An 8282-nucleotide genomic window follows, 5' to 3' on the forward strand; every position below is an offset into this window, starting at 1 on the left:
GTACTACCATCGTAAATATGGATTAAATTCTGTTTCAGGATCTTCTAATTTAAGTAATTGTTTATCCACTATTTTATAGAAAGTGGAAACATGATATTCTTCATACAATACTTCTATACAGTACGTTTCTTCAACAATTACAGTTAAAATATTTTTAAAAAAGTGCGAAATCGTGTGATCGTAGTCTTTCAAGCTACACTGAAATATCCATACGCCATCTTCTATACGATTTTTCCATTCTTTCATCTCAACTTCTCTTTTCCACATGTCCATATAAGCCAAACTTCCAAATGGAATCGAACTTGCACTGGGATATAAAGAGTATTCTTCAAACAAATCATGTCCAAGACTTGACCAATTCTCTGTATCAATTAATTTTTGAATACTATTAACAAATTCAGATTTTAATTTTACTTTACAACGTATACCTGTATACATTCCCATTTGCTTTATCTCCTTATACAATTGCTAAATTGTCTAATGACATGCTAAGACAAGATTTTATAATCAACTTCTTCATTACCTTCACAATTATATTAACTAACCTATCAAACTACTTGCTTTATCAATGGTATAACCTTTAAAGAAAATATTACTGAACGATAATTACCGTTATTTTTTTACTATGAACAAATTGTATTCACATCCTCATTTATTCAATAGCACATATGGTTTATAAATATAATTGAGGGTTTTCTTCTTGTTTTATTTTGTATTCGACATTTGTTCTTTGCTTTTTTAATTTTTTGAACTCAGTCTCACTTGTAGCATAGTAAGTCAGTTTTTTATTAGGGAGATTGAATGCACGAAGAGCTATTTCTGTACCGATGGATATTATTGCTAGTAACAACAATATAAAAAAAGTAGAAACTACATCTTCAATTTTAACCTTATTCTCAATAAATATTCCTGGCATAAATATAACTAATACAATTATTAACGTTAAAGATGTAAGCCCTAATAATCTACAAATTTGTTCCATCAATTTTCGAACATAAATCGTTATCTTTCCAGAAAAGTCTTTACTGCCAATTGTGTTATACCACCTATGCCTAGCATATAAAGTTTGTTGTCTTTCTTTACTGCTCTCTTCGGTGTATACAACAAATTCTTTAAAGGCATTCCATAACTGATTCAAATTTTCTTGATTAATCTCTTTTTTATAACGATCGTATCTTTCTTGTAGATGCGTATAAGATAAAGAAACATTACTATCAAATTCTGTAACAATCGGTGAATCTTTGTTTTGCAATAACTCCATAACCGTAATAAACCCATTTGATTTTTTTCTTTGATCAGTTTCCTTGATCACATCATTCATTTGTTTAATCAATGGATACCATTTTTTAATGTTATCTTCTGTTTTCGTTATAAAAAATTCATATCTTTTATGACTTCGTTGTCCTAAGTACCCCGTAATAATAGTTAATAGCGTGAGTATCGCTGTAATGTATGGCCAATAAGGGATAAGCGATTTCAATGTATCCAGCATTTTATCTTCCTTTGCAATAAATTTAATGAGTCATCTCATTTCTAATCAATATACTATAAAAGGTTACTTCGGAGTATACTTCTGCTCTCAAAATAAAAATAAGAGTAGCCCACGATCGGCTACTCTTATTTTGAGGTTACATATTCATTAGACGATAAATCATCATAGCTGCTTCAGCACGCGTGATTTTTGCTTTAGGTTTGAATTTACCATCTGGATAGCCTTTAAGTGTGCCTCTAGCTACACTGTAAGCAACGTCTGCTTTGGCCCAAGCAATAATATCATTCTGATCAGAGAATGAAGCTTGCAGATTAGAAGCAGGTTTGTTACGAGATACATTTGCTAGCATAATCGCTGCTTGTTCGCGCGGAATTGATTGTGCCGGTGCATATTGAGATGCTGTAAACCCTTTTGTCACACCATTGTTTAATGCGACAATCAATTCTTTAGCATACCAGCTATTTAAATCTACATCAGAGAAGTGATGTTGATAGCCAGCCGTAGAATGCATATCTAGTGCTCTTGTAATCATGATCGCAAATTCAGCACGCGTTACAGCTTGCTCCGGTTTAAATGTCCCATCTTCATATCCTTTGATGAGTCCTTTCCCTGTAAGAGCTGTAATCGCTACATGAGCAAAATGTGTCTCACTCAAGTCACTAAAAGAATAGGTATCTTGCGTAATCGAATTACTATTTGTAGAAGATGGAGTAGAGTTTGAACTCGATTCTTTCGTTCCACTAGATTTCGATTCATTGCTTACAGATGGATTACCACCGGTACTCACACCACCTGAAGAACCATTTGTGTTCGTTGTTCCATTATTCGCATTACTTGTGTCGGCATGCTCTTTGTCTTTGTCCTTATCTTTTGTCGGTGTAGGATTGGTTGGACTAGGAGTACCAGGTACTGTTGCATTAGTACCATCTGCTGGAGTCATTACATCTACATTCGCATTACCTACTACTTCTTCCGTTCCATCTTTTTTCGTTTTAACGGCTGTGATGTTGTATTGATAGTTTGTCGATGGTTCTACACTGGTTTCTTCAAATCCAAGTGATCCATTGGTTTCGGTAACTATGCCTTGATCTTCTGTTTTACCTGTCACCGTATTATAGTACGTTTTACGGTATTGGTTTTCGGCTACTTTGGTATAGGTGATCCGTGGATTACGCTCTACATAATACGTATCTGCATCAGATACCGTTTTGAAATTGAACGTAATTGTGTAGTTTTCATTACTCTTAACCGGTTGTACAACCATAACAGGCGCTTCAGCAGGCGTATTCACTGTAATTGTATCTCCCTGAGTACGTCCAAAATTATTACCCGAGTATGCTGTATAGGTATACGTTTGTTCCGATGCTACTGTATCATCTTTAAATGCAGTTAAGATACCATGATAGACAAGCACATTTTGATCTCGATACACATCATAATACGTTGCATCAGTGACACTTAACATTTGTAATTTAACATAGCCCGATGATACTTGTGTAGCTTTCAACCCTGTTACTGGTTGAGGCGCTTCGCCAGCAATACTTTGTTTAGGAACATTTACAGAGATCACAGCCGACTCGCTGGTTAAATTTCCTTTACGTGCTTTAATACCATAAGTGTTTAATGTTCCACCAGTAACATTCATATCTGTGAATTCTGGTAAAGATACCTTTCCGTATAACTGATTGTTTCGATATACATCATAACTTTGAGCACCGTCTACCGCTTTCCATTTTAGCGAGATTTCTTTATATGTCGCATTCACAACAGTCAAGTTTTTTGGATAGGCTAGTGATTCAGAAGGCGTTGTCACATGGACAACTACACTTTCGCTATTGGATTCGTTATTCATAGCTACTAATTCATACGTATAAGTGGTTTCTGAAGCTACCATTTTATCATCCCAATAAGTGCTCTCGGATGTTCCTAGTTCTACTCCATTACGCAACACTTTATATTTTTTAGCTCCACTGACTTGATCCCAAACAAGGTATACATGGTTATGAGCAACCGTAACGGCTGTAAATCCTTGCGGTTTTAAAAGCTCCGCTTTTGTAAGCGTTATGCTTGTACTTGCTGTACTACTTGTTGACGTTCCATCTGTTGCTTCTACAGTATACGTGTAACTATTTCCTGCTAAAACATCTGCATCTGTAAAGGTTGTATTACTTGTAACTGTGTTTAGTAGTTGCCCATCTCGTTTGATCAGATAAGAAGTTGCCCCTGCCACAGCATCAAACGAAATTTGAACTTCACCTTCGACAAGTTGAGCTTTTACATTGCCTGGGGCCGTAAGGACGGTTCCTACTAATGTCGTTGCTTTAGCAGATACAGCTCCACTCGTTGCTGATCCGTATTTAGCTGCTAACGTATATAAATACGATGTACTTGGAGTTAAACCACTATCTTTAAAGCTTGTAGCTGTTCCTGAGTAGATTTCTTTTCCTGCACGTTTTAGCACATATCCAGTCGCTCCACTCACTTCAACCCATTCAAGTTCCGCTTCATTAGCGGTTGTCTTCATTACATATAATGCTTCTGGTTTCTCATAGACTGGATCGGTGTCTAGTGTTTTGACCGTGCCTGTTGCTGCATCACTTACATTGGTACCGATTACGGCATTGACGGTTACCGGATAAGACGTACTTTTCACCAAGCCGGATACATCGATAGACGTATCTGTTGTAGTCAGCGTTTGCGTTCCTACTTTCACTGTATAACTTTCTGCTCCTGGTACTTGTGACCAACTGGCATTAATCGTCGTTGTATTGATGCCTGTTACGACTAATTTTTCAGGAGTTGCTACCCCTCCAGATGTAATGCTCACATCTGTGCTTTTAGCATCTCCAGCTAGATTCCGAGCCACTACTGTGTACTTATACGCTGTTTGAGCTTTAGTGCTTGAATCGATATATTGCGTAATGGCATTACCTAGATTAGCGATGAGTTGACCATCGCGGTATACTGCGAATGAATTTGTTGCCAATACTAAAGGGTCCCATGAAACAGTTACCGTTTTATTGGAAACAGTTGTAGTTGCTTTAACATTCGTAGGATTTGCAGGGAGTAATAAGTTAGGAAGATTCGCTTTGACTTCGCTAGTATCTACCCAATTAAATCCACTCGTACTATTGTAATAGTACATAATTTTGCTATCGCCACTAAACCCACTAGCGAGGGTGAAATCACCTGTTTGAGCATTATTCACCTGAGAATAATCGGTGAATCCAAGACCATTATATACAAACATCGTTCCATCTGAACTTGCGGAAACAGCTTTATATGACGAAGAACTGTTGCTTCTAAGTACAGTTCGTACTTTAGTATCCAGATCAATTGCACTAAACGTGTACAGATTCATATCAAAATACATACCATATAGTTTTTTTCCGTCTCCACTGAGTAAATACGGATGAATTCCTTCAGCACTGCCTGAATAAATGACCGTGCTTTTATCTGTTGCTAGATCATAATTGACAGTCGTTGCAGCATTGCTATATCCATCATAAATATAAGATAAAACAATCTTCGTGCCTTCTTGATTGAGAATGACTGGTGCACCTGTCACTACTGGATTGATGTCTAGTGTGTTTTTACTACCATAAATCGTAGGAGAAATCATTTTGACGGAAAGATCTGCTGTATTTTGCACAGAAGCTACATATTTTGTACCGTCATAATAACCGTACGCTACCTTTGATCCATCTTTTGAAATAGATGGCCACCCAAAAAAAATTTTTGTACTTTTCGCTAGTTGCGTGCTTGTTTGTTGCGCTGTATTGTAGCCCATCATTTTAAAGGAAGCTGTGCTTTCTGTTTCTTTGTAGATGACATATGATCCATCTGCCGAAATCACCGGATCATACAGCGAATACGTAGAGCTAATAAGTACTTTAACTACATCATCACTTCGATCGTACATATAAATATTTTTGCCAAATGCCCAAACTGCTTGGTCTCCATCGGCATTAACTGAAATATTTTTGAAAGAACCCTGTTCATTAGTGGGTGAAAAAGTCGTTGGGATCTGGTGAGGTCGTACCGCATCGGTATAGGCATTTGTTTTATCAACCACGACTGAGGCAGCACTCACCATGCTTGTTGATAGTGAACTTGTTAAAAGTACAGCCGTTAACAAGACAGATCCTAGTTTTTTAAAATTCAATATAATATCCCCTTTTTAATTAATTAATGATCATCCATGACAATAGATTGTGTGCTCTTTAAACCATAGCTTCTCCCCCAAAACGCAAAAAAAGCACCTCACAAAAAAGACATAGTAGTCTTTTTGCGAGGTGCTTCCCCGTTACGAATATTCATTTGACTTCATAATAGCATTTATTGAAGTAAATTTAAAGGATGATATTCCCAAATCATAATATGCTACTGATTATATCATATGCAATTCAAGTTTATTGTTCTCACACCGATACCAATTACCGAAGAATAGCATAAACAATCTCGTTTTTGAAAACGTGACCTATTTAGCCAGCAATATGACCGCATCACGTTCTTTTTATTTTTATCACCTAGTCACGATTTATTTAAAGATTTGATTTTTGTTCAAGAATACAAAATATATAATAATCATATCACAAGAAAACTTTAATGTACTTTGACATCTATATTTAGTCTGCAAGAGCTTTCTAAACAAAAACTTGATAAGATACTGATTTTTATTTAGTCATTATGATTAAAAGTACAAAGCTGAAAAAATAACACTATAATTAGGTTTTTGATCTATACCTTAAAATTCATGGAAAATATTATGCAAGCGTTATCTAAAGTTGTTTTCTCATTATTTGCAGTATTGATAACAGACAGCATCGCATATCCCTTTTTAGAATTTTATATAGTCAAATCTTATATGATATCAGATGAATTATATTAAGTACTTATTCTCTGCATAGTTTTCCTTGCTTCTTGGTTTGTAAGTTGACTTGATAAAAATTGTTTGGTTCAAACTTAAAGAAAAAATCGAGATGTTTAAGTATTAGACTATATCACTATCAGAAACAAAATCCAATTACAATTCATTTAGAACAAGGTATTTAATAAAGCTTGCACTTGTATAAGCTGCATATGCCTGATATGAATCATTTTTTTCACTATCTGCAAAATCGCAGACAGACTTACATACAACAACCCTAGGTTTTGGATCAATATAATTTTCTACTGCGTAAAACACCCCATATGATTCCATATCAAGTCCCTTAACTTTTCTATTATATGGATCAATAAATTTCTGGATAATCTCTTCATTCTGCACAACTACAGATCCGCAAGCAATAGGTCCTGTTATTAAACCTAATTCAGTAGGTGGTTTTGGACCAGGCCATGAATGTTTAATTGTTGATAAAACAGAATTGAAATTCTTATTCATAATTTCCTTGAAACTAACATCTAAATCTAAATATTTCGGATCAGGTTTAAATAAATAGTTGGACGTATCATCAGTAACCATTTTTTTGTCCTCTTGCTGAATCTTTCCGCTACCGTAATCCCAAACCTCAGTTGGTACAATTATATCACCGAAATTTACTTCTCCTCTTTTACCTGCTGCAATACCAGCCATCGCTAAATATCTTGGTCTAAAATTTTGAATTAGCTTAATAGTTAGTACCGAAGCGGCTATCATTCCCATTTGATGCTGTTTAGCCAAAACAACATTAACAACATTATCACCCTCTTTAAATTTTCCAACAGTATAAATTGTAGGATCATTATTAATTTTCGTTTCATGAGTATCATGCATAAGTCGATATACTTGATCAAATTCAACGGCTACGGCTGTAATAATTGCTAAATCTATTCTGTAAGTTTCTGTATCTTGGCTCACAGAATCACTTTTCGATCTTATAAAATATTTAATTCTATTCTCTATTTGTTCCCTCCACCTTTGTTCATCATAGCTGTACTTAATAATTGAAACTAAAATTTTGTTCGCTTCTATATCATACTTCTCTTGTAACTCAGGGTATGCAGTTACAATAATGACTTCTGAGGGTTTTTTTATCATTGGTAACTCACTACTAATTTCTTTAAATAATCGATACCCTGCTTCCGGAGAACACTCCTCACCATCTTCATACGGTAAGTTTATATCTAATAACAAAAAGTCATAATGCTTGTTGGCAAGCTTTACTTTACTATCGTATACATTATTCGATAATTCTATATTAGCGTTATATTTATTAAAAATCTCTGCAATCTCATTATATTTCTGCTCATTATCTTCAACTATTAAAACATTTATCTTCACTTTAAATCCTCCATTTGTAGAAAGCCCTTTAGTTTTTGTCTCCAATTGGTAGTAGATGAACGAAAATAAACCATCCCTACATAAAAAGAAGAAAATTTTTTAAGTAAATTCTGATCTAACTGTTCATAGTTAATCATATTTTCATTTTCTCCAAAATAGTCAAATGCTGTTATGATACAGACCGGGATAAATATACCACATCTATCCATTTCCTCCAAAAATTCCCTTCCAGCAAAAGTTTCGAACTCTTCATTTACATCTCCTACATCAGGGTCATATCGAGGCATACTCATATCTAACAAAATCATTTTATATTTTTCACCGCTATCAAATATTTCAATTAACCCACTTTGCCATGATCTTTTTCGAGTAATATTAATAAGTTCACTATATTCTTCATCTATAAATCTACAAATATCATTGGCCTTTTTGTCATCATCCTCAACTAGTAATAAGTGCATTTTCATCCTCCCTCTCTGAAATTAAACTTTCTGAATTTATATAGTATTCGGCTATAAACCCATTATC

5 protein-coding genes are annotated in these 8282 nt (G+C 34.8%); all 5 read right to left on the minus strand.

What is annotated here, in order from left to right:
- Positions 1–3 precede the first annotated feature (3 nt).
- The 5 genes from PTI45_RS22305 to PTI45_RS22325 all read right to left on the minus strand — a co-directional run bounded on the left by PTI45_RS22305 (position 4) and on the right by PTI45_RS22325 (position 8215).
- Positions 4–444, minus strand: coding sequence for a hypothetical protein (locus tag PTI45_RS22305; RefSeq protein WP_069329796.1), 441 nt, complete (start codon positions 442–444; stop codon positions 4–6).
- A 229-nt stretch (positions 445–673) separates the two neighbouring features.
- Positions 674–1492: a hypothetical protein gene (locus tag PTI45_RS22310; RefSeq protein ID WP_069329797.1), complete on the minus strand. Its 819-nt coding sequence runs from the start codon at positions 1490–1492 to the stop codon at positions 674–676.
- Positions 1493–1628: 136 nt separating this feature from the next.
- On the minus strand, positions 1629–5657 hold the full coding sequence (locus tag PTI45_RS22315) for an S-layer homology domain-containing protein (RefSeq protein ID WP_069329798.1): 4029 nt from the start codon (positions 5655–5657) through the stop codon (positions 1629–1631).
- A gap of 861 nt (positions 5658–6518) precedes the next feature.
- Positions 6519–7799, minus strand: a complete 1281-nt coding sequence (locus PTI45_RS22320) for a phosphorylase family protein (RefSeq protein WP_083243690.1) — start codon at positions 7797–7799, stop codon at positions 6519–6521.
- On the minus strand, positions 7751–8215 hold the full coding sequence (locus PTI45_RS22325; protein WP_069329800.1) for a response regulator: 465 nt from the start codon (positions 8213–8215) through the stop codon (positions 7751–7753). Before PTI45_RS22325 ends, PTI45_RS22320 begins: the two co-directional genes overlap by 49 nt.
- Positions 8216–8282 lie beyond the last annotated feature (67 nt).

This window comes from Paenibacillus nuruki (genome assembly GCF_001721045.1).
Classification (GTDB): domain Bacteria; phylum Bacillota; class Bacilli; order Paenibacillales; family Paenibacillaceae; genus Saccharibacillus; species Saccharibacillus nuruki.